This is a genomic window from Pseudomonas sp. BB438, assembly GCF_057180225.1.
In genome coordinates this window covers 996,146-1,020,986 of sequence record NZ_CM170001.1, presented here as the reverse complement: position 1 = coordinate 1,020,986, position 24,841 = coordinate 996,146, and the positions used below count along the sequence as shown (strand labels likewise).

Below are 24,841 nucleotides of genomic sequence, written 5' to 3'. Positions count from 1 at the left end.
TGACACCCGTCAGTTAGTGCCTTGGAAAGGGCCTCCGAAACGGAGTTGAACCCGTAGAAGCGAGCAAGCTCGTCCCTACAAACAGACGGTCAGGCCAGCCAGACCAGACTGGCCAGGCGGCCAGTGCGGGCGCTGCGGCGGTAGGAATAGAAGCGCTCGGTGTCGGTGAAGGTGCAGAAATCCCCACCGTAGACGGCAGTCACACCCTTTGCCACTAGACGGATACGCGCCAGCTCATAGATGTCGGCCATGAACTTGCCAGCGTTGCTGCTCGGCACGAAGGCGCGGTCGGCTTCGGCATGGTTCGCCAGGAAGGCTTCACGCACCTCCGGCCCGACCTCGAAGGCCTGCGGGCCGATGGACGGGCCGAGCCAGACCAGCAGCTCCGCCGGGGCGATGCCCATGGCATCCACCGTCGCTTCCAGCACGCCACCGGCCAATCCCCGCCATCCGGCGTGGGCTGCACCCACGCGGGTACCGGCATGGTCGCAGAACAGCGCCGGCAGGCAGTCGGCGGTCATGATGGTGCAGGCAATGCCGTGCGTGGCGCTCCAACTGGCATCGGCAGTGGCGACGACCGACGGATCGGCCTCCACCACGTCGATGCCGTGCACCTGGCTCAGCCAGGCCGGCTGACACCCCAGCTCGGCAGTCAGGCGACGACGATTCTCGACCACGGCGGACGGCTCGTCGCCAACATGGTCACCCAGGTTGAAACTGTCGAAAGGCTCCGTGCTGACGCCGCCGGCACGAGTCGTCACGCAGGCGCGGACGTTAGCCGGAGCCGGCCAGTCGGGCGTCAGCCAGAGGCTCATACGAAGGACTCGTTGTCTTGTCGCAGGAGACTCAGCAGCCAGGTGAAGTCATCCGGCAGTGGCGATTCCCACTTCATGCGCACATTGGTGGCCGGATGATCCAGCTCCAGGAAGCGCGCGTGCAGGGCCTGGCGGGGGAAGTCGCGCAGGGACTCGACGAGGGTCGGGCTGGCACCCGGCGGAATGCGGAAACGCCCGCCATAGGTAGGGTCGCCCACCAGCGGGTGGCCAATATGCGTCATGTGGACGCGGATCTGGTGGGTCCGGCCGGTTTCCAGCTTCACCCGGGTGTGGGTGTGCGCCCGGAAGCGCTCCAGCACACGGTAATGACTGATCGCGACTTTGCCGGTCTCGATCACCGCCATCTTCTGCCGCTGGACGCCGTGACGGCCGATGGGCGCGTCGACGGTGCCGCCGGCGACGATCACGCCGGTGACGATGGCTTCATAGATGCGGCTGACGCTACGCGCCTGCAACTGGGCTACTAGGTTGGTGTGCGCTTCCAGGGTCTTGGCCACCACCATCAGGCCGGTGGTGTCCTTGTCCAGGCGGTGCACGATGCCGGCGCGCGGCACGTTGGCCAGGTGCGGCACATGGTGCAGCAGCGCATTGAGCAGGGTACCGTCCTGGTGGCCGGCGGCAGGGTGAACCACCAGGCCGGTCGGCTTGTCGATGACCAGGATGTGGTCATCTTCATAGACAATGTCCAGCTCGATGTCCTGGGCGACCCATTCACCCTGGGCCTCCAGCTCGACGTCCAGTTCCAGGCGCGAGCCGGCATGGACGATGTCGCGCGGGCGCAACACGGCGCCATCGACCTTGAGACGGCCGTCCTTGATCCAGCCAGCCAGGCGGGAACGGGAATGGTCGGAGAAGAGCTGGGCGGCGACCTGGTCGAGACGCTGACCACCGAGGTCGAACGGCACTTCTGCCGCGAGTTGGATCATATTGGACATGACGGGACACGAAGGGCGCGCGGCCTTTTGGTTCGGCTGCACGCTGTGGTTAAATACGGGGCCTTTGTCCCAGGGGTATCCCTGGGGCGCCAATCATAACAGACGGTTGCGGCCGCGACAGCCGACCGTCCAGGGACGCAAGCCGCCATGCAAGTGAAACACCTGCTGCTGATCGCCACCCTCGCCTTCGTTACCGCCTGCTCCTCCAAGGGCGAGAAGGTGGATGAGAACCTGAGCGAAAGCCAGCTGTACCAGCAGGCACAGGAAGACCTCAACAACAAGAGCTACACCAACGCCGTCGCCAAGCTGAAGGCGCTGGAGTCCCGCTACCCGTTCGGCCGCTACGCCGAGCAGGCCCAGTTGGAACTGATCTACGCCAACTACAAGAACATGGAGCCCGAAGCCGCTCGTGCCGCTGCCGAGCGCTTCATCCGCCTGCACCCGCAGCACCCGAACGTCGACTACGCCTATTACCTCAAGGGGCTGGCCTCCTTCGACCAGGACCGCGGCCTGCTGGCGCGCTTCCTGCCGCTGGACATGACCAAGCGTGACCCGGGCGCCGCCCGCGACTCCTTCAACGAGTTCGCTCAGTTGGTCAGCCGCTACCCGAACAGCCGCTACGCCCCGGACGCCAAGGCGCGCATGATCTACCTGCGCAACCTGCTGGCGGCCTATGAAGTGCACGTCGGCCACTATTACCTCAAGCGCCAGGCCTACGTCGCCGCCGCCAACCGTGGCCGCTATGTGGTCGAGAACTTCCAGGAAACCCCGGCTGTCGGCGATGGCCTGGCAATCATGGTCGAGGCCTACCAGCGCCTGGGCCTGAACGACCTGGCTGACTCGAGCCTGGAAACCCTGAAGGCCAACTACCCGGACAACCCCAGCCTCAAGGATGGCCAGTTCGTTCCGCGTGAAAACGAAGCCGACAACCGCTCCTGGCTGGCCAAGGCGACCCTGGGCCTGATCGAGTCCAACGATGCCCCGCCGCACATGGAAACCCAGGCATCCAAGGACGTGATCAAGCAGTACGAGGACGCAGAGCAGCAGATCCCGTCCGAGCTCAAGCCGGAAAACCAGAGCGACGTGCAGGAAGAACAGCACGAGTCCGAAGGCAACGCTGGCAACAGCGACCGCTCCTGGTTCAGCTATATGACCTTCGGCATCTTCGACTGATACCGACTGGTTCGACGAAAAAGGGAGGCTTCGGCCTCCCTTTTTCATGCTGGAAGGACATAGGCACTTTTTGCCGCACAGACACCAGCTCACTGTCCGCCACCGCCTGGCTTGGATAAACTGCCGCTCTTTGAGCACAAGGGATTGCCATGACCCGTCTGCTGTTCTGGATCGCCCTCTTCGCCTTTGGCTGGTGGCTGTGGCGCAGGGCCACCCGCCCGGCGCGCCCCGCGAAGAACACCAAGGCCGACGAACAGGCCCCACCCATGGTCCGCTGCGCCCAGTGCGGGGTCCATGTGCCGCAGAGCCACGCTCTGCAGGACGAGAGCCAGTGGTACTGCAGCCGCGCGCACCTGGAACAGGACCACGCCGACCGTGGCCGCTGAAGGCATCTCCCTCACGGGCCAGGGCCTGCGAGTCCTGCGCCTGTACCACCTGTACCGCCTGACCATCGGGCTGGTGCTCGTGCTGCTGATCTCCAGCAGCCTCGACGACGAACTCCTCAAACTGGCCCACCCCGAGCTGTTCCACGTCGGCTGCTGGGTCTACCTGGTCCTCAATATCCTGATTGCGGTACTGATGCCCACGCCGCGCCAGTTGCTGCCGCTGTTCATCCTGGCAGCGCTGGACATCCTCCTGCTCAGCGCCCTGTTCTATACCGCCGGCGGCATTCCCAGCGGTATCGGCAATCTGATGGTGGTCGCCGTGGCCATCGCCAACATCCTGCTGCGCGGGCGCATCGGCCTGCTGATCGCCGCCATCGCCGCCATCGGCCTGATCTACCTGACCTTCTACCTGAGCCTGAGCCAGGCCACGGCCCTGAACCACTACGTACAGGCCGGTGGCCTGGGCGCCTTGAGCTTCGCATCAGCCCTGCTGATCCAGGCCCTGGCGCGGCGCCAGCAGATGGTCGAAAGCATTGCCGAGCAGCGCGCCACCACGGTGGCCAACCTCGAGGAACTCAACGCACTGATCCTCCAGCGCATGCGCACCGGCATCCTGGTCCTGGGCGATCGCCACCGGGTGCTGCTGGCCAACCAGAGCGCCACCACCCTGCTGGGCGGCCACGACCTGCCTGGCCACTCGCTGGCCGAGTACAGCCCCCCCCTGGTCTCCAGCCTGCAGCAATGGCAACAGAATCCCGCCCTGCGCCCACCCAGCCTGCAACCCGTGGAGTCCGGCCCCACCGTACAGCCGAGCTTCATCCCGCTGCGCCGGGGCAACGAGCAGCACATCCTGATGTTCCTCGAGGATATCTCACAGATCACCCAACAGGCCCAGCAGCTCAAGCTCGCCGCCCTGGGTCGCCTTACCGCGGGCATCGCCCATGAGATCCGCAACCCGCTGGGCGCCATCAGCCATGCGGCGCAGCTGCTGTTGGAGTCCGAAGAGCTCGACAAGCCCGACCGACGCCTGGCGCAGATCATCCAGGACCAGTCGCGGCGTATGAACCTGGTCATCGAGAACGTCCTGCAGCTGTCGCGCCGCCGCCAGGCGGAGCCGCAGTTGCTTGATCTGAAATACTGGCTGCACCGCTACGCCGGCGAAATGCGCGAGAGCCTGCGCGAAGACCAGCAGATCCACGTGGAAACCGGCCAGGGCACGGTGCAGACGCGCATGGACCCGCACCAGTTGACTCAGGTACTGACCAACCTCGTGCAGAATGGGTTACGGTACAGCACGCAGAAGAACGGCGCCGGCCAGGTCTGGCTGCGACTGTTCCGCGACAGCGAGACCGACCTGCCCGTGCTGGAAGTGCTCGATGATGGCCCCGGTATCGCTACCGATCAGCGGGTGAAGCTGTTCGAGCCGTTCTTCACCACGGAAAGCAAGGGCACCGGCCTTGGCCTCTATATCTCCCGCGAGCTTTGCGAAAGCAACCAGGCCCGGCTGGACTACAAGACGCGCGACGAAGGCGGCAGCTGCTTCCGCATCACATTCGCTCACCCGCGCAAACAAAGCTAAGAAGACGCAAAGAACATGAGCCGTCAAAAAGCCCTGATCGTCGATGACGAACCCGACATCCGCGAGTTGCTGGAAATCACACTCGGACGCATGAAGCTGGATACCCGCAGCGCCCGCAACGTCAAGGAAGCCCGCGACTTCCTGGCCCGCGAGCCCTTCGACTTCTGCCTCACCGACATGCGCCTGCCCGATGGCACCGGACTGGATCTGGTGCAGTACATCCAGCAACGCCACCCCCAGATGCCGGTGGCAATGATCACCGCCTTCGGCAGCCTGGACACCGCAGTGCAGGCGCTCAAGGCCGGCGCTTTCGACTTCCTGACCAAGCCGGTAGACCTCGCCCGCCTGCGCGAACTGGTGAACTCCGCCCTGCGCCTGCGCTCCCCCGATGCCGAGGAAGCACCGGTGGACAGCCGCCTGCTCGGCGACTCGCCGCCCATGCGCACCCTGCGCAACCAGGTGGCCAAGCTCGCCCGCAGCCAGGCGCCGGTGTACATCAGCGGAGAATCCGGCAGCGGCAAGGAGCTGGTAGCCCGGCTGATTCACGAGCAAGGCCCGCGCGAGGTCCAGGCCTTTGTGCCAGTCAACTGCGGCGCCATTCCTTCTGAGCTGATGGAAAGCGAGTTCTTCGGCCACAAGAAAGGCAGCTTCACCGGCGCCGTGGAGGACAAGCTTGGCTTGTTCCAGGCGGCCAATGGCGGCACGCTGTTTCTTGATGAGGTCGCCGACCTGCCGCTACCGATGCAGGTCAAGCTGCTCCGCGTCATCCAGGAAAAAGCTGTGCGCGCCGTAGGCGGGCAGCAGGAAGTTGCGGTGGACGTGCGCGTTCTCTGTGCGACCCACAAGGACCTCGCCGCCGAAGTCGCCGCCGGTCGCTTCCGCCAGGACCTCTACTACCGCCTGAATGTCATCGAGCTGCGGGTTCCGCCACTGCGCGAACGTCGCGAAGACATTCCGCTGCTGACCGACCGTGTGCTCAAGCGCCTGGCCGGCGACACCGGACTGGCTGCTGCCTCGGTCAGTGCCGATGCGCTGGAGAAGCTCAAGAACTACCGCTTCCCGGGCAACGTCCGGGAGCTGGAAAACATGCTGGAGCGCGCCTACACACTCTGCGAGAACGACATTATCCAGCCGCACGACCTGCGCCTGGCCGATACCAGCACCGCAGATTCCAGCGGCGAAGCCAGTCTCGCGCAGATCGACAACCTCGAGGACTACCTTGAGGACATCGAACGCAAGCTGATCATGCAAGCCCTGGAAGAAACCCGCTGGAACCGCACCGCAGCGGCGCAGCGTCTGGGCCTGACCTTCCGCTCCATGCGCTACCGTCTGAAAAAACTGGGGATCGACTGATCCCCAGCCGTTCTCAGACGATGGGCGTCGCGACCAGGCGCCCTTCCGGCGCGTAAGGCGTCGCTTCGATGATCGGCAGACGCGCTTGGATCAGGTCTGCCAGCAACTGGCAGGATGCCGGTGCCAGCACCAGCCCATTGCGGTAGTGCCCGGTGTTCAGCCAGAGGCCATGATGGCCGGGCACCTCGCCGATGAAGGGAATGCCCTGCGGCGAGCCTGGACGCAATCCCGCCCAGTGATTCACCGGCTCCCTGCCCGCCAGCGCAGGGATCAGCTCTTCTGCCGAAGCACGCAGGCTGGCCAGAGCCTCATCCGACGGCGTCTTGTCGAACCCAGCGTGCTCCAGGGTACTGCCGATCAGGATGTGCCCGTCACGCCGCGGAATCGCATAGCGACCTTTTGCCAGCACCATGCTGGAAAGAAACGCCGGCTCGCCACGGTAGAGGATCATCTGCCCCTTCACCGGCTCCACCGGCAGTTCCAGTCCCAGCGTCGCCAGTAGCTGGCCGCTCCAGGCGCCGGCTGCCAGCACTACCGCGTCGGCGGTGAAGTTACCCTGTGCCGTACGCACACCCTTCACGGCATTGCCGTCGCGCAGAAAGCCAGTCACCTCGACCTGCTCCTGCACACTCACATTCGGCAGTCGTACCAGCGCCTCGCGCAGCGACTTGGCCAGGCGCGGGTTACGCACGTTGGCCACACCCGACATATACACCGCACGCTCGAAGCCCTGCCCCAGCACCGGAACAGCTTCGTGCACCGCGTCGATGTCCACTTCCGAAAGCGGGCGACCATGTTTTTCGGCCCAGGCCAACGCCTCGGCCTGATCGTCGAGATCGAGCCAGTACAGGCCCGTGACATGCACCTCAGGATCGAGCCCGGTATCGGCCAACAGGCGATCACCCAGTTTGGGATAGAAATCCTGCGACCAGTGGGCCAGGTTGGCGACAGCCGCGCTGTAACGCCACGGATAGAGCGGCGAGACGATGCCGCCACCGGCCCAGGACGCTTCGCGCCCGGTCTCGCCCCTCTCCAGCAGCACCACCTCGGCACCCGCCTGCCCCAGAGTCCAGGCAGTCAGCATCCCGACTACCCCACCGCCCACCACGATCATGTCCGGCATACCACGCCCCACATCACAGGAAAATCAACGGCCCAACGCCGGCCGCACACTATACCGGGCAGGGGGCACCGGCGGAGCACGACAGAAGTCGGTGCGGCATCGGACCACTCCTACAGCGTCTGTCCAACTCCCTGGCGGGCATGCCGTGTTCAGCAACCAATACTTCCCGCACCTCAATTGCCCGGAAGCGAACCATGCCCAGGGACCAAGGCTTCACCCTCGTCGAATTGCTGCTCACCCTCACGATACTTGCCATCGCGCTATCAATCGCCGCCCCCTCATTCAGTGAACTGCTGAATAATCAGCGCGCGAGCACCGCGACCCAGGAACTGCGCAACGCCCTGAGTTACGCCCGGGAAACCGCCGTGCACAGCGGACAACCCATCAGCATCGCCGCCACCAACGGTGACTGGGCCTCCGGCTGGGAGGTCTTCGTCGATCCCACCAACCGAGGGACTCGCGACTCCCTGCGCCTCCCGCTCGCCGTACACGGCCCGCTGATCGGCATCAGCATCCGCACCGACAACACCTCTCGCCGCTTCATCCACTTCACCCCGCGCGGCAACGCGATCCAGCCCAACGGCGCCTTCCACTCCGGCACGCTGACGCTCTGCGGCGCAGGCCAAACGAGTCATCGCATCGTGTTCAACAAGGCCGGGCGCATCCGTACCGAGGCCGGAGCCACCGGGGACGTCTGCCCGCTCTGACCGACTTCTCATGCTCTACGCGACGGGGTTCACAGAACCCGGAAAGGCATGACCGAACGTCACCCTAATACGAACGGTCATCCATAGAAAAAAGACATTTCCCACACGACTAGGCAGCATTGCCGCCATCGAAAATGTGAGGAGTTGGTCTATGTCGCGCCCCAGGGACTCGGCGGGGTTTACCATTATCGAGTTGATGCTTGTCGTGACTCTCGTCGCCATCTTCGCCGCGATCGCGTTGCCCAGCTTCACGACTACGATAACCAACTCTCGTCTGCAGTCGAGCAACAACGAGCTGGCCAGTTTGGTCCAGTACGCTCGCAGCACGGCTGTCCAAAACAATCAGGTCACGGCACTTTGTCTCAATGCCGGCGTGTGGTCGGTCCACAAGGACTGTTCGGATAGCAACATTTTGCGCTCGTTCACTCCAGCCTCCGGCGTCACCGTGTCCGCATCCGTGACCAATCTGACATTTCATTCCAACGGCACAGCCAGCTCGACCGCCAGCCTCATCAGCTGCTACGGCGGTGCAGCCTCGAAGGGGTACAAGCTGGAACTGCTCGCCAGTGGCTACCTCCGCGTCAACTCTCAGGGAAAGGACAACGGAAACGCCCTGTCCTCTTGCACTCCATGAGGCCTCTGATGAACAAGACGTGCGGCTTCAGCATGATTGAAGTGCTGATCACTCTGCTCCTCATCTGTATTGGGGTACTTGGGATGGTCGCCCTTCAGGGGCGTACCGTGCAGTACACCCAGGATGCAACTCAAAGGAACGCGGCTGCCGCCCTAGCCAACGATCTCATTGAGCTCATAAGGGCCAACCCGAACGGTTTGCCGGCAAGCTCAGGCTTCTACAAGGCAACTGGCACCGCATTCCCGGCCGTACCCTCGGCAGGGTGCAGTGCCATGACGAACGTTGCCTCCGAGCAACTGGCGTGCTGGGGCCAGAAGGCCGGTCGGCTACTACCCGGTGCCTCATCTTTGCTAACCAGTGATTTCTACGTCTGCCGGTCGCTTAATGCTGGTAGCTGTGCGACGACAGGATCTGCGGTCGAAATCAGGCTGGCCTGGAAGGTCAAGCCCGGCGAGTGCATGGATAACAGCTCCGCCACTACGTGCTACTACCGCTTGCGGACTGAAATCTAGGAAGACGCCATGAAGCTCTCTCGTCTACAACGCGGACTGTCCATGATCGAGCTAATGGTTGCTCTGGCCATCAGCAGCTTCCTCATCGTCGGCGTCACACAGATCTACATCGATAACAAGCGCGGCTACTCATTTCAGCAGGGCCAATCGGAGAACCAGGAAGGCTCTCGCTACTCAACGCTGTTCCTGCAGCAGGAACTAGCCAAGGCAGGTTATCGCCGAGCACCCGACCAGGAAATGAACGACGCATTCAAGGCAGAAAACCTCTCCGGCTGTAACTTCGCAGCCGGGCAGACAGTCATGAGGATCAGCGCATCGTCCATCTGCATCCGATACCAACCTCGTGACAGCACCGAACGGGATTGCCAGGGCAATGCGGTCACTACAGCAGCTGACTACCTAGCCCCCTACACCGCATCGACGGAAAACTTTGTCGAGCGCATCTGGTTCGACAGCAATAAGGGCGATCTGGTCTGCACGCGCCAACCCGCGGGCGGTGAAAGCAAAGATGTCAGCGTAATGACTGGGCTGGCAGACGTGCGATTTGCGTTTGGGACAGGGACTACCAGCAACCCCCGAGCAGTCACCCAGTTTGTCGTTACACCTGCAAACAACCAACCGATCCTGGCGATACGCTTCATCACCCTCACGCGCAGCATCTCAGGCGGCATCCGCTATGCGAGCACCGTCGATACAGCCTTACAGAACTGGAAAGACTATAGCGGCGCATCCGCTAGCGAAGTAAGTGCACTGAAGAATGCAGATAACAGCCAGCTATATCAGTTCAGCCAGAATACCGTCAGCCTCAGGAACCTTCTGCCATGATCACCGCCCGGCCCCACTTCTACGCACCGGCCCCTCGGCGCCGGCAGTCCGGTGCCTCGCTGTTCATCGCGTTGATCATCCTTTTGCTGGTGACCGTATTCGCACTTTCCAGTACACGCGAGACTGCGCTCGAATCACGTATCACCGCGAACTACATAGAACAGCAACGACTGCTCAACGGAGCTGAAGCCGGGCTACGCGATGGCGAGTCCTGGATGGTAAGTCCAATCAGGCCGCTGGATCCTACGGCCTCGTGCGCAGCGGCCTCTCCAAATACTGTTCCAGCACCATGCTTGCTTTCGCTACGGAACAACGTACCAACCTATTCAGTTCTATTCGCCACCAGCAACCTGTCCCGCCCTTATTACCCGAAGGACGGCACTCAAGCAGATTCAGCGATGCCGGTTCGCTGGTATGCCCTGCCCGCCCCCAACGGGGGCGCGTCCGCCCAGAATGAAAACCCGGAAAGCCTTCAGCAGGCCCAGGGAACTGGCACGTTCCGCTATGAGATCAATAGCAAGGCTGCGACGACCGCGACCGGTAACGCGACCTATCTACGCTCGACTACCGCAAAATACTTCGACAACGGTGATCGCTGATGAATCCCCGCACGTTCCCCCGTAAAGCCACAGCCAGCCTCGTACTGTGCTCGGCTTTTTTCGGCGGCGCCCATGAAGCTCAAGCCACGCTGCTGAACATCGGCCAGTCCCCGCTGATCCTTTCCGAGTCCGTGGCGCCCAACCTAATCCTGACCTTGGACGACTCAGGAAGTATGCGCTATGCCTTTGCCCCGGACAGCATGGGTGACAACGGTGCCACTCGCCGGTTCAAAGCTGCTGTGTTCAACCCGATGTACTACAACCCGGCAGTCACGTATCTGGTCCCAACCAAAGTGAACGCCGATGGAACGAGAGCCAACCCTGGCTATACCACCTCGTTCACTGCCGCATACTCCAACGGTTTCAAAACCAGTACCGGTACCACCGACCTGAGCACCTCATACTGGGTCACGCGCAACTCCGATCCTGCAACGGCTCCTAGCACCAGTTTCACAGCCACCGATTCGACCTACGGCTGGCGCCAGTATGTGCAGAACCCAACCGCGGACTTCGGCCCTAAGAGCACACAGAGCAGTTCCATTGCTCCGGCAGTAGTGACCAGTAACGTAACCTACGCCAGCAACCAATCACGCTGCCCTACCAACATCAATGCGTCGACACAGACAAGCAATAACAGCTCGACCGACGCCAACGGCACCGTGACCCGTCAAGACTACAGCACCACAACGAGCTACTCGAATATCAGCTGCTCGGGCTCCGGCTCCAGAATCAAGGTCACCGTCACCACTTCTGCCGTGACCACCACCACGACCACAGTGACTACGGCGGACAGAACACAAGCGCGTGTCCCTGCTTACTACTATCTGTACGACGCGACCCTAACCGGGTGCACATCCACCACCACAGACGACAACTGCTATCGCCTAGTAAACGTCACTGCCACTTCCGGCATCGGCAACTCCGATGAGCGTCAGAATTTCGCCATTTGGTACTCGTTCTATCGTACACGGGCGCTGGCCACGCTGAGCGCCGCGAACCTTTCGTTCAACAGCCTGCCTGTCAGCATTCGCCTAACATGGCAGACACTGAACAGCTGCACCACCTTGAACTCCAGTGGTTGCGGAACCAATTACTTCCGCAAGTTCTCTGACCAACACCGGGGAAACTTCTTTACTTGGCTGACCAACGTTCCATTCGTCGATGGCACCTCTTTGCGAGTGGCGATGAGTCGCGCTGGCGAATTCCTCAAGACCAGTGACGCCTGGGCGTTTGATCCCAATCCGTTCACATCGACCGGAGGTCGAGGAACCACCGTCCAAAGCCCAACGTACTCCTGCCGCCCGAGCTACCAGATCATGATGACTGACGGCATGTGGAACGGTAACAACGGCACCACCAGCGCTACGCTCAAACCAGACCAGACAACTGCCACACTGCCTGACGGCAAGTCGTACTCCCGCCAAACACCGTTCTACGATGTAACCCAAAGCACCCTTGCAGACTTGGCGTTTCACTATTGGGCGACGGACGCCAACACTTCCCTCGACAATGATGTGAAGCCCTTGCTTGTAGCGCCCAATACTGCCGACGCAACTGCCGAATACTGGGACCCACGCAATGACCCTGCCAACTGGCAGCATCTGGTCAACTACACCATTGGCCTAGGGCTGACCAGCGCATTGAACTATCCCGGCCTTCCTTGGACCGGAGATACCTATGGTGGTGCTGGATATACCGCACTGAAGAATGGCACTGCCTGGCCTGCAGCAGGGGCCGACAGCAGCAACAACGTTTATGACCTCTGGCACACCGCGATCAACTCACGCGGGGAGTTTTTCAGTGCAGACAGCCCGGACAAGATCGTCGAGGCCTTCCGCACCATCATCAATCGCATCAGCAACCGCACCACCTCCGCCAGTGCGCCGGGCGTGACAGCATCGGTCGTCGCCGACACCATCACCCGCGAGGTCTACGAGACACAATTCAATAGCGAGGACTGGTCCGGGAACCTGATCAAGTACACGATCGATAGCAATGGAGCAAGAACCCAGGCATGGGACCTGGCCACCACACTCAGCGGCGTGCAAGCATCTGGCCGGACGATCAAGATGTACAGCAGCAGCGGCACCAGTAAGCTCAAGGACTTCACCTGGAGCAACCTCAGTACCGCCCAGCAGACGCTACTCAACCGCGACTACGACACCACAAACTCTACCGCTGACACCAGGGGCGCCCAACGCTTGGCGTACATCCGGGGCGACCAGAGCAATGAAGGCAGCGCAACTGACCAATTCCGTGAGCGAGCCACCGTAGTCGGCGATATCGTCAACTCGTCACCGGTTCTCGTGGGCACCCCGAAGTTCCTCCCCTATCTGGCCGACGCTATCGATGGCGCCACCACAGACGGAACAAGCAAGTATGCAACCTTCCGTACGGCCAATAACGCCGACGGCAGCAATCCTGCCCGCCGCCCCATGGTTTATGTCGGCGCCAACGATGGCATGTTGCACGGATTCGATGCTCGCACTGGTGCTGAAATTTTCGCTTACGTACCATCGGCAGTAATCGAAAATCTCTACAAGCTGCCAGCCAAGAAGTACAAGGGGGGCGCTCACCAATTCTATGTAGATGGCTCTCCAGTGGTTTCGGACGTCTACTTTGGCGACGCCTGGCATACCGTACTGATCGGCACCCTGCGCGCTGGCGGGCGTTCGATGTTCGCCCTGGACATTACCAATCCGGACGCCATCACCTTGCTTTGGGAGAAGAGCTTCGATACCAGTAGCACGTACGCCAACATGGGGTACAGCTTCCCGCAACCGAGCATTGCTCGTCTGCACAACGGCAAATGGGCGGTGGTCACCGGAAACGGCTATGGCAACCAGAGCGGTACCGATGCCGACAAGGCATCGCTAATGATCCTAGATGTACAGACAGGTGACATGCTCAAAGAACTGGTCGTGGCTGGCGACACTACCAAGGCCAACGGCCTGTCTGCCGTGAAGCTCGCAGACAACAACGGCGACGGTGTATCTGAATACGCCTACGCCGGAGATCTACAAGGCAACCTCTGGCGTTTTGATCTTTTCCCGGCCAGCATCCGCAACAGCACCGCCGCGGACCCCTTCAAACGTGGCGGTACCAATGGCATTACCGATACATCGAGTACTTCCAATGACTTCACCGTCTCCTACGGCGGCAAGCCGATGTACACAGCCCTGGACAGCAGAAGCAGTGGCGCAACGTCGCAGACCATCATGGCTGCTCCATCACTGGTCCGGCACCCGAGCACCCTCGGGTTCCTGGTGATCTTCGGTACTGGTAAGTACTTCGAAACTACCGACGGCAACGTCGACTCGACCCGTGCTCAAAGCATCTATGGCATCTGGGACCGCAAGACCAAAGCCCAAAGCACTTCTGCCCCGAGCCCGGCACTTGGTCGGTCCAACCTGGTCAGCCAGAGCATCACAGAAGAGGCTGCGAGCAACCCATTCAGCAACAACGTGAACGTAGACGGGATTCGCACCATTAGCCAGAACGCAGTCCAGTGGTACACCACCGGCGCGAACGACACCACGGACTCCAGCGTGAACAAATGGGGCTGGGTGCTTGACCTGAAAATCGCGGGGGCCAGCACGTTGAGCGGTGAAATGATGATCAACCCAATGTCAGCGCGCAGCCAGACGCTCTTGGTGAACACTCTCACGCCCAACGCTGATCCCTGCAAAGAAGGAGTCGACTCCTGGGTGTACGGGCTTGACCCTTACACCGGCGGCCGGACGACATTCAACGTGTTCGACCTGAATAACGACAGGACCATCAATGATGGGGATACCTACGGCAGCAGCAATACTGTCATTTCAGGCTACAAGAAGCAGGGCGCCGGCGGCTTTACTACCAACAACGGCGACATATTCACTTCCCCTGGCCAGGGCGGAGGCGTGATGTACAATTCCGGCCCGTCGTCCAATGGACGCCAGACTTGGCGAGTCATTCCCGAGGAGGTGCGCTGATGAATGCTCTACCAAGATCCAGCAATGGCTTCACCCTGATGGAACTGATGATAGTTGTGGCGCTGATTGGGGTCCTTACCAGCATCGCGTACCCCAGCTACCAGAACTATGTGCTGCGCGCAAACCGATCCGAAGGGCAGGCTATGCTCAACGATGCGGCTGCGCGCCAGGAGCGCTACTTCGCGCAAAACTACAGCTACGTGACCAACGCAAGCGACATAGAAAAACTGGGTATGCGCAACAGCACAACCGCCAACAACGCCACCACCGTCACCTCGGATACAGGCAAATACACGCTCTCTGTGGCTGCAGATAACAGCGGTTACGCGCTGACGGCAACTACCGCCGGGCCACAGAGAAGTGACACAAAATGCGGCAATCTCACATTGAACGGTGCCGGAACCAAAGGCGTGACAGGCACTGGAGCTTCCGTAGAGGATTGCTGGAAATGAAAACGGAAAGCCCGATCAACTGATCGGGCTTTTTCTTGTCTGCATTCCGACTCGGCTCAGATCGCCTTCACCCGCAGTTCTTTGGGCATCGAGAAGGTAATGTTCTCCTCCCGCCCGTCCAGCTCGACTTCAGGCTCCGCCCCCCAGTCACGCAGCTGCTGGATCACGCCGCGCACCAGGACTTCCGGAGCCGAAGCGCCAGCGGTAATGCCGATGCGCTGCACGCCGTCGAACCACTCCTTCTGCATGTCCTCGGCGCCGTCGATCAGGTAGCCGGGGGTACCCATGCGCTCGGCCAGCTCGCGCAGGCGGTTGGAGTTGGAGCTATTCGGGCTGCCGACCACCAGCACCAGGTCGCACTGGTCGGCCAATTCCTTCACGGCGTCCTGGCGGTTCTGGGTCGCGTAGCAGATGTCGTTCTTGCGCGGACCCTGGATGTGCGGGAATTTCGCGCGCAGGGCGTCGATCACCTTGGAGGTATCGTCCATCGACAGGGTGGTCTGGGTGACGAAGTGCAGCGCCTCGGGGTTGCGCACGTCCAGCGCGGCGACGTCTGCCTCGTCTTCCACCAGGTAGATGGCGCCTCCATTGGAGTCGTCGTACTGACCCATGGTGCCTTCCACTTCCGGGTGGCCTTCGTGGCCGATCAGGATGCATTCGTGGCCGTCGCGGCTGTAACGCACAACTTCCATGTGCACCTTGGTCACCAGCGGGCAAGTGGCGTCGAAAACCTTCAGGCCACGGTTCTCGGCCTCCTTGCGTACCGCCTGGGAAACGCCGTGGGCGCTGAAGATGACGATGGTGTCGTCCGGCACCTGATCGAGCTCCTCGACGAACACGGCGCCGCGGTTGCGCAGGTTCTCCACCACGAACTTGTTGTGCACTACTTCATGGCGCACGTAGATCGGCGGGCCGAAGACGTCGAGGGCGCGGTTGACGATCTCGATCGCCCGGTCGACGCCGGCACAGAAGCCGCGGGGATTGGCGAGTTTGATTTGCATGGTGGCCTCGGGTGCTACGCAAGCCGGCCCACGAGGGGCCGGTAGGAATACTTCGCCTGCAACGCAACGGCCCGCCAGCAGCGAGCCGCGCAGCCAATCAGGCTGGTTGTACGTCGATGATATCGACTTCAAACGCCAGGGTCTTGCCGGCCAGCGGATGGTTGAAATCGATGGTGACGTGCTGCTCGTCGAATTCCTTCACGATGCCCGGCAGTTCGGTCTTGGCGGCATCGTTGAAGATCACCAGCAGGCCTTCGGCCAGCTCCATGCCTTCGAACTGGTCGCGCGGCATCACCTGAACGTTGGCCGGGTTCGGCTGGCCGAAGCCCTGCTCCGGCTCGATGGTCAGGGTGCGCTTGTCACCGGCCTTGAGGCCGAACAGTGCCTGCTCGAAGCCCGGCAGGAGATTGCCATCGCCGACCTTGAAGGTGGCCGGTTGCTTGTCGAAGGTGCTGTCGACGACGTTGCCGTCATCGAGTTTCAGGGCGAAATGCAAGGTGACCTTCGAGTCGCCGCCGATGCGCTGAATGGTGTCAGAGGAATCAACCATTGGCGGTCTCTCCGGAATTCTTCGATTTGAACATGTCCAGCGCCAGCATGATGGCGCCGACGGTGATGGCGCTGTCGGCCAGGTTGAAGGCTGGGAAGCGCCAGCGGTCCTGCCAGTGCACGAGGATGAAGTCCACCACGTGCCCGAGGACCATGCGGTCGTACAGGTTGCCCAGCGCGCCGCCCAGCACCAGCGCCAGGGCGATGGCCAGCCAGGTCTCGCCGCGCTTCAAGCGCTTGAGCCAGACCAGCAGCACGCCGCTGACCACGACGGCGATCAGGGCGAACAGCCAGCGCTGCCAGCCCGAGCTGTCCGCCAGGAAACTGAATGCGGCGCCAGTGTTGTAGGCCAGGGTCCAGCTGAACAGGTCCGGGATGACCTCGATCTGCTGGTACATGGTCAGTTCGGACTGGAAGAAGGCCTTGGTGACCTGATCCAGGACAAACACGACCACGGTGATCCACAGCCAGGGCAGGCGGCCGAAGCGGTCGGCATTAGGCATAGTGACGCACCTCGCCCGCGCCCTCGATGTTCTCGACGCAGCGACCACACAGTTCCGGGTGTGCAGCGTTGCTGCCGACATCGGCGCGGAAGTGCCAGCAACGGCCGCACTTGGCGTGGGACGACTTCACGACCTGCAGCTTCAGGCCCGGCAGCTCGCTCGCCACTGCGTCAGCCGGCGCGGCGGACAGCGGCGCGACGGTGGCCGCGGAGGTGATCAGTACGAAGCGCAGCTCGTTGCCCAGTTTCTCCAGGCGCTTGGCCAGGGAGTCATCGGCATACAGGGTGATCTCCGCCTGCAGGTTGCCGCCGATGGTCTTGGCGCTGCGCAGGTTTTCCAGTTCCTTGTTCACGGCCGCCTTGGCAGCCATGACTTCGTCCCAGTAGGCGCGGTCCAGTTCGGCATCGACCGGCAGCTCGGTCAGGCCGTCGTACCAGGTGGTCAGCATCACCGACTCGGCGCGCTCGCCCGGCATGAAGCTCCAGATCTCTTCGGCGGTGAACGCCATGATCGGTGCGATCCAGCGCACCAGGGCCTCGGCGATGTGGAACAGCGCGGTCTGGCAGGAACGGCGGGCAACGCTGTTCGCCTGGGTGGTGTACTGGCGGTCCTTGATGATGTCCAGGTAGAAGCCGCCCAGCTCCTGCACGCAGAAGTTGTGCACCTTGGAGTAGACGTTCCAGAAGCGGTAGTCGCGGTAGGCCTCTTCCAGCTCGCGCTGCAGCTGCAGGGCGCGGTCGATGGCCCAGCGGTCCAGGGCCAGCAGCTGGTCGTTGGGCAGCAGGTCCTTGGCCGGGTCGAAGCCGGAGAGGTTGGACAGCAGGAAGCGCGTGGTATTACGGATACGACGGTAGGCGTCGGCGCTGCGCTGAAGGATGGTCTGGGATACCGCGATCTCGCCGGAGTAGTCGGTGGAGGCGACCCACAGGCGCAGGATGTCGGCGCCCATGCTGTCGATCACGGTCTGCGGCACCACGGTGTTGCCCAGGGACTTGGACATCTTGCGGCCGGACTCGTCCACGGTGAAGCCGTGGGTCAGCAGCTGGCGGTACGGCGCATGGCCGTCGATGGCGCAACCGGTCAGCAGCGACGAGTGGAACCAGCCGCGGTGCTGGTCGGAGCCTTCCAGGTAAAGATCGGCGGCCGGGCCGCTGGCGTGCCCCAGCTCGGCATGGGAGCCGCGCAGCACGTGCCAGTGAGTGGTGCCGGAATCGAACCAGACGTCCAGGGTGTCGTTGATCTTGTCGTATTGCGCGGCCTCGTCACCCAGCAGTTCGGCGGCGTCGAGCTTGAACCAGGCCTCGATGCCTGACTGCTCGACACGCTGGGCGACTGCTTCCATCAGCTCGACAGTGCGCGGGTGCAACTCGCCGGTGGCCTTGTGCAGGAAGAACGGGATCGGTACGCCCCAGTTGCGTTGACGCGAGATGCACCAGTCCGGACGGCCAGCGATCATGCCGTGCAGGCGCGCCTGGCCCCAGTTCGGCACGAACTCGGTCTCGGTGATGGCTTCCAGCGCGCGCTCGCGCAGGGTGGCGCCGGTCTGCGGCTGCTTGTCCATGCCGACGAACCACTGCGCGGTGGCACGGTAGATCAGCGGAGTCTTGTGGCGCCAGCAGTGCATGTAGCTGTGGCTGATGCTGGCGTGCTTGAGCAGCGCGCCCACTTCATCGAGCTTGGCGACGATAGCCGGGTTGGCCTTCCAGATGAACTGGCCGCCGAAGAACGGCAGGTCGGTCACGTAGACGCCATTGCTCTGCACGGGGCTGAGGATGTCGTCGTTGCTCATGCCGTACTGCTTGCAGGTACGGAAGTCGTCCTCGCCGTAGGCCGGAGCGGAGTGGACCACGCCGGTGCCAGCGCCCAGCTCGACGTACTCGGCCAGGTAGACCGGCGAGAAGCGCTCATAGAACGGATGGCGGAAGCGGATCAGGTCCAGCGCCTCGCCCTGGGCGGTGGCGATGACCCGACCTTCCAGGCCGTAGCGCGCAAGGCTCGACTCGACCAGCTCTTCAGCCAGCACCAGCAGACGCTCGCCGGTGTCGACCAGCGCATAGGTGAATTCGGGGTGGACGTTCAGCGCCTGGTTGGCCGGGATGGTCCAGGGGGTGGTGGTCCAGATGACGATGGCAGTCGGCTTCGGCAGGCTGGCCAGGCCGAAGGCGGCGGCCAGCTTGTCGGCGTCTTCCACCGGGAAGGCGACGTCGATGGCGTCGGACTTCTTGTCGGCGTACTCGACTTCCGCCTCGGCCAGGGCCGAGCCACAGTCGAAGCACCAGTTCACCGGCTTCAGGCCCTTGAACACGAAGCCCTGCTTGACCATTTCGGCGAGCGCGCGGATTTCGCCGGCCTCGTTGGAGAAGTTCATGGTCTTGTAGGGATTGTCCCAGTCACCCAGTACGCCCAGGCGGATGAAGTCGGCCTTCTGCCCTTCGATCTGCTCAGCGGCATATTCGCGGCACAGTTCGCGGGTCTTGTCCGCCGGCAGGTTCTTGCCGTGGGTGGTCTCGACCTTGTGCTCGATCGGCAGGCCGTGGCAATCCCAGCCCGGCACATAGGGGGCGTCGTAGCCGGCCAGGGTCTTGGAGCGGACGATGATGTCCTTGAGGATCTTGTTGACCGCGTGACCGATGTGGATGCTGCCGTTGGCGTAAGGCGGGCCATCGTGCAGGATGAATTTCGGGCGACCTTCGCCAATCTTCCGCAGCTTCTGGTACAGGCCAATATCGTTCCAGAGCTTCAGGGTCTGCGGCTCGCGCTGCGGCAGGCCGGCTTTCATCGGGAAGTCGGTTTCGGGAAGGTTCAGAGTGGCTTTGTAATCGGTCATCTCAGGGCCTGTTCAGGATCTTCAATCAAGCGGTTGGCCCAGCCAATAGGCTCGGGCGGCGGCGATGTCGGCGAGGATGGCCGCCTTGAGTGCCTCGAGCGAGGCGAAACGCTGCTCATCACGCAGCTTCTGGTGGAACGTGATATCCAGGTGCTGGCCGTAGAGATCGCCAGCAAAGTCCAGCAGATGCACTTCCAGGTGGGGCCGGCCGTCGCCATTCACAGACGGTCGGGTGCCGATGTTGGCCACCCCGTTTTGGCGCTGGCCAGCCACCATCGTGCTGACAAGGTAAACGCCATTGAGCGGCGCCTTGCGGCGCTTGAGCTGGATGTTCGCGGTGGGCGAGCCCAGGGTGCGACCCAACTTCTGCCCGTGCAGCACGCGGCCGCTCAGGCGATACGGACGACCCAGCAGGCGCTCGACCATATGCAGGTCGCCGTCGGCCAGGTCCTTGCGAATACGCGAGCTGCTCACGCGCATGCCGTCGACTTCCACGGTGGTCGCGGCTTCGACGGTGAAGCCCTGCTCCGCGCTGGCGTTGACCAGGAAGGCGAAGTCGCCGGAACGGTCGCAGCCGAAGCGGAAGTCGTCACCCACTTCCAGATGGCGGACCCGCAAGCCTTCCACCAGCACCTGGCGAACAAATTCGGCGGCCGACAGCTCGCGCAGACGGCGGTTGAACGCCAGGCAGAGGACGAAGTCGACGCCATACTCACGCAGCAGTTCGAGCTTCTCGCGCAGGCGCGTCAGGCGCACCGGGGCGGCATCGGGCGCGAAGTACTCGCGCGGCTGCGGCTCGAAGATCACCACGCAACTGGGCACGCCCAGCTCCAGCGAACGCTCGCGCAGACGCCCCAGGATCGCCTGGTGGCCGAGATGGACGCCGTCGAAGTTACCGATGGTGGCGACACAGCCCCCGGACAGGGGCCGCAGGTTGTGAAGGCCTCGAAGCAGCTGCATAGCGCGCGTATTGCTCAGAAAGTGGTCGATTATACCCACACCCGCGGCCGCGCGACAGGCAAAATGCCGTCGCCGCAAACGGATGCAATGCTTTGCCCGGCGAAGGTTACAGCACCGCGCGGCGGGAGAAGTCCCGCAGGCGGAAGCCGAGGAGCGCCAGCATACCGAAATAGGCAATCACACCGGCCACCACCAGCATACCCAGGCGCACCAGACGAATCGGCATGCCACCCTCATCCCAGGCCGGCATGAAGTGCATCATGCCCAGCAGCACGGCGCACATCACCAGTACAGATACGACTAATTTGGCGATGAACCTGCCCCACCCTGGCTGCGGGTCGAAGAGCTGGTGCTTGCGCAGCTGCCAATACAGCAGGCCGGCGTTCAGGCAAGCCGCCAGGCTGATCGCCAGCGCCAGGCCTGCATGCTTGAGCGGGCCGATGAACACCAGGTTCATCAACTGGGTGGACACCAGGGTGAACAGCGCGATCTTAACTGGCGTCTTGATGTTCTGCCGCGCATAGAAGCCCGGCGCCAGCACCTTCACCAGGATGATGCCGAGCAGGCCGACCGCGTAGGCGATCAGCGCGTGCTGGGTCATCAGGGCGTCGTGGGCGCTGAACTTGCCGTACTGGAACAACGCGACGGTCAGCGGCTCGGCGATCACCGCCAGCGCCAGGGAGCACGGCAGCACCAGCAGGAAGCACAGGCGCAGGCCCCAGTCCATCAGCCGCGAATACTCGTGGCGGTCATCGCTGGCGTAGGTCTTGGCCAGGGACGGCAGCAGGATGGTACCCAGTGCCACACCCAGTACGCCGGACGGCAGCTCCATCAGGCGATCCGCGTAGTACATCCACGACACCGAGCCGGCAACCAGGAAAGACGCGAAGATGGTGTTGATGATCAGTGAAATCTGACTGACCGAGACGCCGAGGATCGCCGGGCCCATCTGCTTGAGCACGCGCCAGACGCCGGAGTCGCGCAGATTGACGCGTGGCAGCACCAGCATGCCGATTTTCTTCAGGTGCGGCAGCTGGTAGAGCAGCTGCGCCAGGCCACCGGCCAGCACTGCCCAGCCCAGCGCCATGATCGGCGGATCGAAGTACGGCGTCAGGAACAGCGCGAAGAGAATCATGCTGACGTTCAGCAGGGTCGGCACGAAGGCCGGCACCGAGAAGCGGTTCCAGGTATTGAGGATCGCCCCCGCCAGCGAGGCCAGCGAGATCAGCAGGATATAAGGAAAGGTGACCCGCAGCAGGGAGCTGGTGAGCTCGAACTTTTCAGGCGAATCGACGAAGCCGGGCGCCGTCACCCAGATCACCCAGGGCGCGGCGAGCATGCCCAGCGCCGTGACCAGCGCCAGGATCAGGGTCAGCAGGCCGGACACATAGGCGACGAAGGTGCGAGTCGCCTCCTCGCCCTGCTGGGTCTTGTACTCGGCCAGGATCGGCACGAAGGCCTGGGAGAACGCCCCCTCGGCGAAAATGCGCCGCAGCAGGTTAGGCAGCTTGAAGGCGACGAAAAAGGCGTCGGTGGCCATGCCGGCACCGAACATGCGCGCGACGATCGTGTCGCGCACGAAGCCGAGCACCCGCGAGATCATGGTCATCGAGCTGACCGCAGCCAGCGACTTGAGTAGGTTCATAGCGTCCAGAACTGGTAGAATGGCCGCCCCTGCAGGGTGCAGCCCTGGGCTGGAGCGATTGCTCGAGCGCCAGGCGAAGCGCAGCAGTGTAGGGCCGCGGGGCGAATAAATCACCCCATCCGCCGGACAGCGTGCGCCCGCCGCACCACTCGTCGGAGGCCGCGCATACCCTTGACAAGGCCCTGATGCAACGGCATTATTCGCGGCCTTAATTTATTCGCAACATCCCAAGTTTTTTTCGAGGAGCTCGACGGTGGCCAACACACCTTCCGCCAAAAAACGCGCCAAACAGGCTGAGAAGCGTCGCAGCCACAACGCCAGCCTGCGTTCCATGGTTCGTACCTACATCAAGAACGTAGTCAAAGCAGTCGACGCCAAGGACCTGCCGAAGGCCCAGGCCGCTCTGGTTGCTGCCGTACCGGTCATCGACCGTATGGCTGACAAAGGCATCATCCACAAGAACAAGGCCGCTCGTCACAAGAGCCGCCTGAACGCCCACGTGAAGGCCCTGGCCACCGCGTAAGCGTTCTGTTCTTGAAAAACCGGCCTCAGGCCGGTTTTTTATTGCCTGCGATTTACTCTTCGAACGAGTTATCCCCAGACTCATCACCTCTACCGGTGAAAGGCCTGCAGGCAAAAAGAAAGGGCGGTCACCCGCCCTTCTCTTTTCTACTTTTCAGGCCACGGCATGATCGGAATCGCCGTCACCGCATTCTGCGGACTGCCCTCGATCACCCGATCGCTATAGACGAGGTAGACCAGCGCATTGCGCTTCTTATCGAAGAAGCGCACCACCTGCATGGTCTTGAACACCAGCGAAGTACGCTGCTGGAACACCACCTCGCCATCCTTCAGCTCACCCGCGAAGCGGATCGGCCCGACCTGGCGACAGGAGATCGACGCCTCGGCACGATCCTCCGCCAAGCCCAGACCACCCTTCACGCCGCCGGTCTTGGCACGCGAGAGATAGCAACTGACACCCTGCACCTTCGGGTCATCGAAAGCCTCGACGACGATCTTGTCGTTCGGCCCCACCCACTTGAAGACGGTGGACACCTCGCCGACCACATCGGCCCGAGCCAGCACCGGCAGCAGCATCAGCGCCGCCATCAATCCCTTGCGCATGGGCAATCTCCTCAGACGAGCACCAGGTTGTCGCGATGGACCAGCTCCGGACCGTCGACATAGCCGAGCAGACCTTCAATGGCATCGGTCGGCTGGCCAATGATCTTCTGCGCCTCGAGCGCACTGTAGTTCGCCAGGCCACGGGCGATCTCCCGACCCTGCTGATCCACACAGACCACCATCTCGCCGCGACGGAAACTGCCCTGCACGGCTTTCACGCCGACCGGCAGCAGACTCTTGTGATCCTGGGCAATCGCCTTCACCGCACCATCGTCCAGCACCAGCGTACCGCGCATCTGCAGATGGCCAGCCAGCCACTGCTTGCGAGCCGCCTTGCGACTCTGCTCGGGCGTCAGCAGCGTACCGAGACGCTCACCAGTACGCAGGCGATCGAGCACGCGCTCGATACGACCGCCCACGATGACAGTGTGCGCACCAGAACGCGCCGCCAGGCGCGCCGCGCGCAGCTTGGTCTGCATGCCACCACGCCCCAGCGCACCACCAGTACCACCAGCCACCGCATCCAGGGCAGGGTCATCGGCGCGAGCCTCGAAGATGAGCTCGGCATCCGGATTGTTGCGCGGATCGGCGTCGAACATGCCATCGCGATCGGTGAGGATCACCAGCAGATCAGCCTCGACCAGGTTGGCGACCAACGCCGCCAGGGTGTCGTTGTCACCGAAGCGAATCTCGTCAGTGACGACGGTGTCGTTCTCGTTGATCACCGGGATCACACCAAGATCCACCAGCGTGCGCAGGGTATTGCGCCCGTTCAGGTAGCGCTTGCGGTCGGAGAGGTCGTCATGAGTCAACAACACCTGCGCAGTCTGCAGGCCGTGCACGCCGAAGCTGGACTCCCACGCCTGCACCAGGCCCATCTGCCCCACCGCGGCAGCCGCCTGCAGCTCGTGCATATCACTCGGCCGGGAAACCCAACCCAGTCGACTCATACCCGCCGCGACAGCGCCGGACGACACCAGCACCAGCTCGACGCCCGCGCAATGGAGCGCGACCATCTGCTCGACCCACACCGCCATGGCGTCGCGATCCAGACCGCGACCATCAGCGGTCAGCAACGCACTGCCAATCTTGACTACCCAGCGCTTGGCGCCAGTGACCTTCTCACGCATACCCTCAACCTTA

General features: G+C 62.6%; 23 protein-coding genes. 12 read left to right on the top strand and 11 right to left on the bottom strand.

Annotated elements, in window-relative coordinates; all coding sequences use genetic code 11:
- Window positions 1-89: 89 nt before the first annotated feature.
- Both pgeF and rluD read right to left on the bottom strand, forming a co-directional pair.
- Window positions 90-815 carry a peptidoglycan editing factor PgeF gene (gene pgeF, locus AC1ZV1_RS04945; protein WP_484295760.1) on the bottom strand — a complete coding sequence of 242 codons (726 nt, stop codon included), beginning with the start codon at window positions 813-815 and terminating at the stop codon, window positions 90-92.
- A complete protein-coding gene (rluD, locus tag AC1ZV1_RS04940) occupies window positions 812-1,771 on the bottom strand; it encodes a 23S rRNA pseudouridine(1911/1915/1917) synthase RluD (RefSeq protein ID WP_484295759.1) in 960 nt (319 codons plus the stop codon). The genes pgeF and rluD overlap by 4 nt, the downstream gene beginning before the upstream one ends.
- Window positions 1,772-1,918: 147 nt before the next feature.
- On the opposite strand from rluD, the gene AC1ZV1_RS04935 reads away from it, so the two are divergent.
- The 4 genes from AC1ZV1_RS04935 to AC1ZV1_RS04920 all read left to right on the top strand — a co-directional run bounded on the left by AC1ZV1_RS04935 (window position 1,919) and on the right by AC1ZV1_RS04920 (window position 6,262).
- Window positions 1,919-2,944: an outer membrane protein assembly factor BamD gene (locus AC1ZV1_RS04935; RefSeq protein WP_484295758.1), complete on the top strand. Its 1,026-nt coding sequence runs from the start codon at window positions 1,919-1,921 to the stop codon at window positions 2,942-2,944.
- Between the two features lie 143 nt (window positions 2,945-3,087).
- A complete protein-coding gene (locus tag AC1ZV1_RS04930) occupies window positions 3,088-3,330 on the top strand; it encodes a PP0621 family protein (RefSeq protein WP_484297502.1) in 243 nt (80 codons plus the stop codon).
- Complete coding sequence (locus AC1ZV1_RS04925) at window positions 3,320-4,909, top strand: sensor histidine kinase (RefSeq protein ID WP_484295757.1); 1,590 nt, start codon at window positions 3,320-3,322, stop codon at window positions 4,907-4,909. The genes AC1ZV1_RS04930 and AC1ZV1_RS04925 overlap by 11 nt, the downstream gene beginning before the upstream one ends.
- Window positions 4,910-4,924: 15 nt before the next feature.
- Window positions 4,925-6,262 (top strand): sigma-54-dependent transcriptional regulator, encoded by a 1,338-nt coding sequence (locus AC1ZV1_RS04920; protein ID WP_484295756.1) that lies wholly within the window; start codon window positions 4,925-4,927, stop codon window positions 6,260-6,262.
- A 13-nt stretch (window positions 6,263-6,275) separates the two neighbouring features.
- On the opposite strand, the gene thiO is transcribed toward AC1ZV1_RS04920, so the two are convergent.
- Window positions 6,276-7,385: a glycine oxidase ThiO gene (thiO, locus tag AC1ZV1_RS04915; RefSeq protein ID WP_484295755.1), complete on the bottom strand. Its 1,110-nt coding sequence runs from the start codon at window positions 7,383-7,385 to the stop codon at window positions 6,276-6,278.
- A 194-nt stretch (window positions 7,386-7,579) separates the two neighbouring features.
- Here thiO and AC1ZV1_RS04910 point away from each other — a divergent pair, with 194 nt between their 5' ends.
- The 7 genes from AC1ZV1_RS04910 to AC1ZV1_RS04880 all read left to right on the top strand — a co-directional run bounded on the left by AC1ZV1_RS04910 (window position 7,580) and on the right by AC1ZV1_RS04880 (window position 15,088).
- A complete protein-coding gene (locus AC1ZV1_RS04910; RefSeq protein WP_484295754.1) occupies window positions 7,580-8,092 on the top strand; it encodes a GspH/FimT family pseudopilin in 513 nt (170 codons plus the stop codon).
- Between the two features lie 151 nt (window positions 8,093-8,243).
- A complete protein-coding gene (locus AC1ZV1_RS04905) occupies window positions 8,244-8,726 on the top strand; it encodes a GspH/FimT family pseudopilin (RefSeq protein WP_484295753.1) in 483 nt (160 codons plus the stop codon).
- Window positions 8,727-8,734: 8 nt separating this feature from the next.
- Entirely contained in the window at window positions 8,735-9,238 is a 504-nt protein-coding gene (gene pilV / locus AC1ZV1_RS04900) for a type IV pilus modification protein PilV (RefSeq protein WP_484295752.1), read from the top strand.
- A 9-nt stretch (window positions 9,239-9,247) separates the two neighbouring features.
- Window positions 9,248-10,063 (top strand): PilW family protein, encoded by an 816-nt coding sequence (locus AC1ZV1_RS04895; RefSeq protein ID WP_484295751.1) that lies wholly within the window; start codon window positions 9,248-9,250, stop codon window positions 10,061-10,063.
- Window positions 10,060-10,662, top strand: a complete 603-nt coding sequence (locus AC1ZV1_RS04890) for a pilus assembly PilX family protein (protein ID WP_484295750.1) — start codon at window positions 10,060-10,062, stop codon at window positions 10,660-10,662. Before AC1ZV1_RS04895 ends, AC1ZV1_RS04890 begins: the two co-directional genes overlap by 4 nt.
- Window positions 10,662-14,636 (top strand): pilus assembly protein, encoded by a 3,975-nt coding sequence (locus AC1ZV1_RS04885; RefSeq protein WP_484295749.1) that lies wholly within the window; start codon window positions 10,662-10,664, stop codon window positions 14,634-14,636. The genes AC1ZV1_RS04890 and AC1ZV1_RS04885 overlap by 1 nt, the downstream gene beginning before the upstream one ends.
- The gene (locus AC1ZV1_RS04880) at window positions 14,636-15,088 is read left to right on the top strand and encodes a type IV pilin protein (RefSeq protein WP_484295748.1); all 453 of its coding nucleotides are present in this window, start codon (window positions 14,636-14,638) and stop codon (window positions 15,086-15,088) included. The genes AC1ZV1_RS04885 and AC1ZV1_RS04880 overlap by 1 nt, the downstream gene beginning before the upstream one ends.
- Before the next feature lie 56 nt (window positions 15,089-15,144).
- On the opposite strand, the gene ispH is transcribed toward AC1ZV1_RS04880, so the two are convergent.
- The 6 genes from ispH to murJ form a co-directional block, all read right to left on the bottom strand.
- On the bottom strand, window positions 15,145-16,089 hold the full coding sequence (ispH, locus tag AC1ZV1_RS04875) for a 4-hydroxy-3-methylbut-2-enyl diphosphate reductase (protein WP_484295747.1): 945 nt from the start codon (window positions 16,087-16,089) through the stop codon (window positions 15,145-15,147).
- A gap of 97 nt (window positions 16,090-16,186) precedes the next feature.
- Window positions 16,187-16,639: an FKBP-type peptidyl-prolyl cis-trans isomerase gene (gene fkpB, locus AC1ZV1_RS04870; RefSeq protein ID WP_484295746.1), complete on the bottom strand. Its 453-nt coding sequence runs from the start codon at window positions 16,637-16,639 to the stop codon at window positions 16,187-16,189.
- Window positions 16,632-17,141, bottom strand: a complete 510-nt coding sequence (gene lspA, locus AC1ZV1_RS04865) for a signal peptidase II (RefSeq protein ID WP_484295745.1) — start codon at window positions 17,139-17,141, stop codon at window positions 16,632-16,634. The genes fkpB and lspA overlap by 8 nt, the downstream gene beginning before the upstream one ends.
- On the bottom strand, window positions 17,134-19,968 hold the full coding sequence (gene ileS / locus AC1ZV1_RS04860) for an isoleucine--tRNA ligase (protein ID WP_484295744.1): 2,835 nt from the start codon (window positions 19,966-19,968) through the stop codon (window positions 17,134-17,136). Before ileS ends, lspA begins: the two co-directional genes overlap by 8 nt.
- A gap of 21 nt (window positions 19,969-19,989) precedes the next feature.
- The gene (gene ribF, locus AC1ZV1_RS04855) at window positions 19,990-20,928 is read right to left on the bottom strand and encodes a bifunctional riboflavin kinase/FAD synthetase (RefSeq protein WP_484295743.1); all 939 of its coding nucleotides are present in this window, start codon (window positions 20,926-20,928) and stop codon (window positions 19,990-19,992) included.
- Between the two features lie 106 nt (window positions 20,929-21,034).
- Window positions 21,035-22,573 carry a murein biosynthesis integral membrane protein MurJ gene (murJ, locus tag AC1ZV1_RS04850; RefSeq protein ID WP_484295742.1) on the bottom strand — a complete coding sequence of 513 codons (1,539 nt, stop codon included), beginning with the start codon at window positions 22,571-22,573 and terminating at the stop codon, window positions 21,035-21,037.
- A 253-nt stretch (window positions 22,574-22,826) separates the two neighbouring features.
- Here murJ and rpsT point away from each other — a divergent pair, with 253 nt between their 5' ends.
- Window positions 22,827-23,096 (top strand): 30S ribosomal protein S20, encoded by a 270-nt coding sequence (gene rpsT, locus AC1ZV1_RS04845; RefSeq protein WP_009617555.1) that lies wholly within the window; start codon window positions 22,827-22,829, stop codon window positions 23,094-23,096.
- Between the two features lie 146 nt (window positions 23,097-23,242).
- Here rpsT and AC1ZV1_RS04840 read toward each other — a convergent pair whose 3' ends face one another.
- Window positions 23,243-23,698 (bottom strand): CreA family protein, encoded by a 456-nt coding sequence (locus tag AC1ZV1_RS04840; RefSeq protein WP_296288624.1) that lies wholly within the window; start codon window positions 23,696-23,698, stop codon window positions 23,243-23,245.
- An 11-nt stretch (window positions 23,699-23,709) separates the two neighbouring features.
- A complete protein-coding gene (proB, locus tag AC1ZV1_RS04835) occupies window positions 23,710-24,828 on the bottom strand; it encodes a glutamate 5-kinase (RefSeq protein WP_484295741.1) in 1,119 nt (372 codons plus the stop codon).
- Window positions 24,829-24,841: the final 13 nt, after the last annotated feature.

What these genes read in the sequence shown, in the direction of transcription:
- pgeF (WP_484295760.1), bottom strand. Translation starts at nt 815, where the DNA reads ATGAGCCTCTGGCTGACGCCCGACTGGCCGGCTCCGGCTAACGTCCGC.
- rluD (WP_484295759.1), bottom strand. Translation starts at nt 1,771, where the DNA reads ATGTCCAATATGATCCAACTCGCGGCAGAAGTGCCGTTCGACCTCGGT.
- AC1ZV1_RS04935 (WP_484295758.1), top strand. Translation starts at nt 1,919, where the DNA reads ATGCAAGTGAAACACCTGCTGCTGATCGCCACCCTCGCCTTCGTTACC.
- AC1ZV1_RS04920 (WP_484295756.1), top strand. Translation starts at nt 4,925, where the DNA reads ATGAGCCGTCAAAAAGCCCTGATCGTCGATGACGAACCCGACATCCGC.
- thiO (WP_484295755.1), bottom strand. Translation starts at nt 7,385, where the DNA reads ATGCCGGACATGATCGTGGTGGGCGGTGGGGTAGTCGGGATGCTGACT.
- AC1ZV1_RS04910 (WP_484295754.1), top strand. Translation starts at nt 7,580, where the DNA reads ATGCCCAGGGACCAAGGCTTCACCCTCGTCGAATTGCTGCTCACCCTC.
- AC1ZV1_RS04905 (WP_484295753.1), top strand. Translation starts at nt 8,244, where the DNA reads ATGTCGCGCCCCAGGGACTCGGCGGGGTTTACCATTATCGAGTTGATG.
- pilV (WP_484295752.1), top strand. Translation starts at nt 8,735, where the DNA reads ATGAACAAGACGTGCGGCTTCAGCATGATTGAAGTGCTGATCACTCTG.
- AC1ZV1_RS04895 (WP_484295751.1), top strand. Translation starts at nt 9,248, where the DNA reads ATGAAGCTCTCTCGTCTACAACGCGGACTGTCCATGATCGAGCTAATG.
- AC1ZV1_RS04890 (WP_484295750.1), top strand. Translation starts at nt 10,060, where the DNA reads ATGATCACCGCCCGGCCCCACTTCTACGCACCGGCCCCTCGGCGCCGG.
- AC1ZV1_RS04885 (WP_484295749.1), top strand. Translation starts at nt 10,662, where the DNA reads ATGAATCCCCGCACGTTCCCCCGTAAAGCCACAGCCAGCCTCGTACTG.
- AC1ZV1_RS04880 (WP_484295748.1), top strand. Translation starts at nt 14,636, where the DNA reads ATGAATGCTCTACCAAGATCCAGCAATGGCTTCACCCTGATGGAACTG.
- ispH (WP_484295747.1), bottom strand. Translation starts at nt 16,089, where the DNA reads ATGCAAATCAAACTCGCCAATCCCCGCGGCTTCTGTGCCGGCGTCGAC.
- fkpB (WP_484295746.1), bottom strand. Translation starts at nt 16,639, where the DNA reads ATGGTTGATTCCTCTGACACCATTCAGCGCATCGGCGGCGACTCGAAG.
- lspA (WP_484295745.1), bottom strand. Translation starts at nt 17,141, where the DNA reads ATGCCTAATGCCGACCGCTTCGGCCGCCTGCCCTGGCTGTGGATCACC.
- ileS (WP_484295744.1), bottom strand. Translation starts at nt 19,968, where the DNA reads ATGACCGATTACAAAGCCACTCTGAACCTTCCCGAAACCGACTTCCCG.
- ribF (WP_484295743.1), bottom strand. Translation starts at nt 20,928, where the DNA reads ATGCAGCTGCTTCGAGGCCTTCACAACCTGCGGCCCCTGTCCGGGGGC.
- murJ (WP_484295742.1), bottom strand. Translation starts at nt 22,573, where the DNA reads ATGAACCTACTCAAGTCGCTGGCTGCGGTCAGCTCGATGACCATGATC.
- AC1ZV1_RS04840 (WP_296288624.1), bottom strand. Translation starts at nt 23,698, where the DNA reads ATGCGCAAGGGATTGATGGCGGCGCTGATGCTGCTGCCGGTGCTGGCT.
- proB (WP_484295741.1), bottom strand. Translation starts at nt 24,828, where the DNA reads ATGCGTGAGAAGGTCACTGGCGCCAAGCGCTGGGTAGTCAAGATTGGC.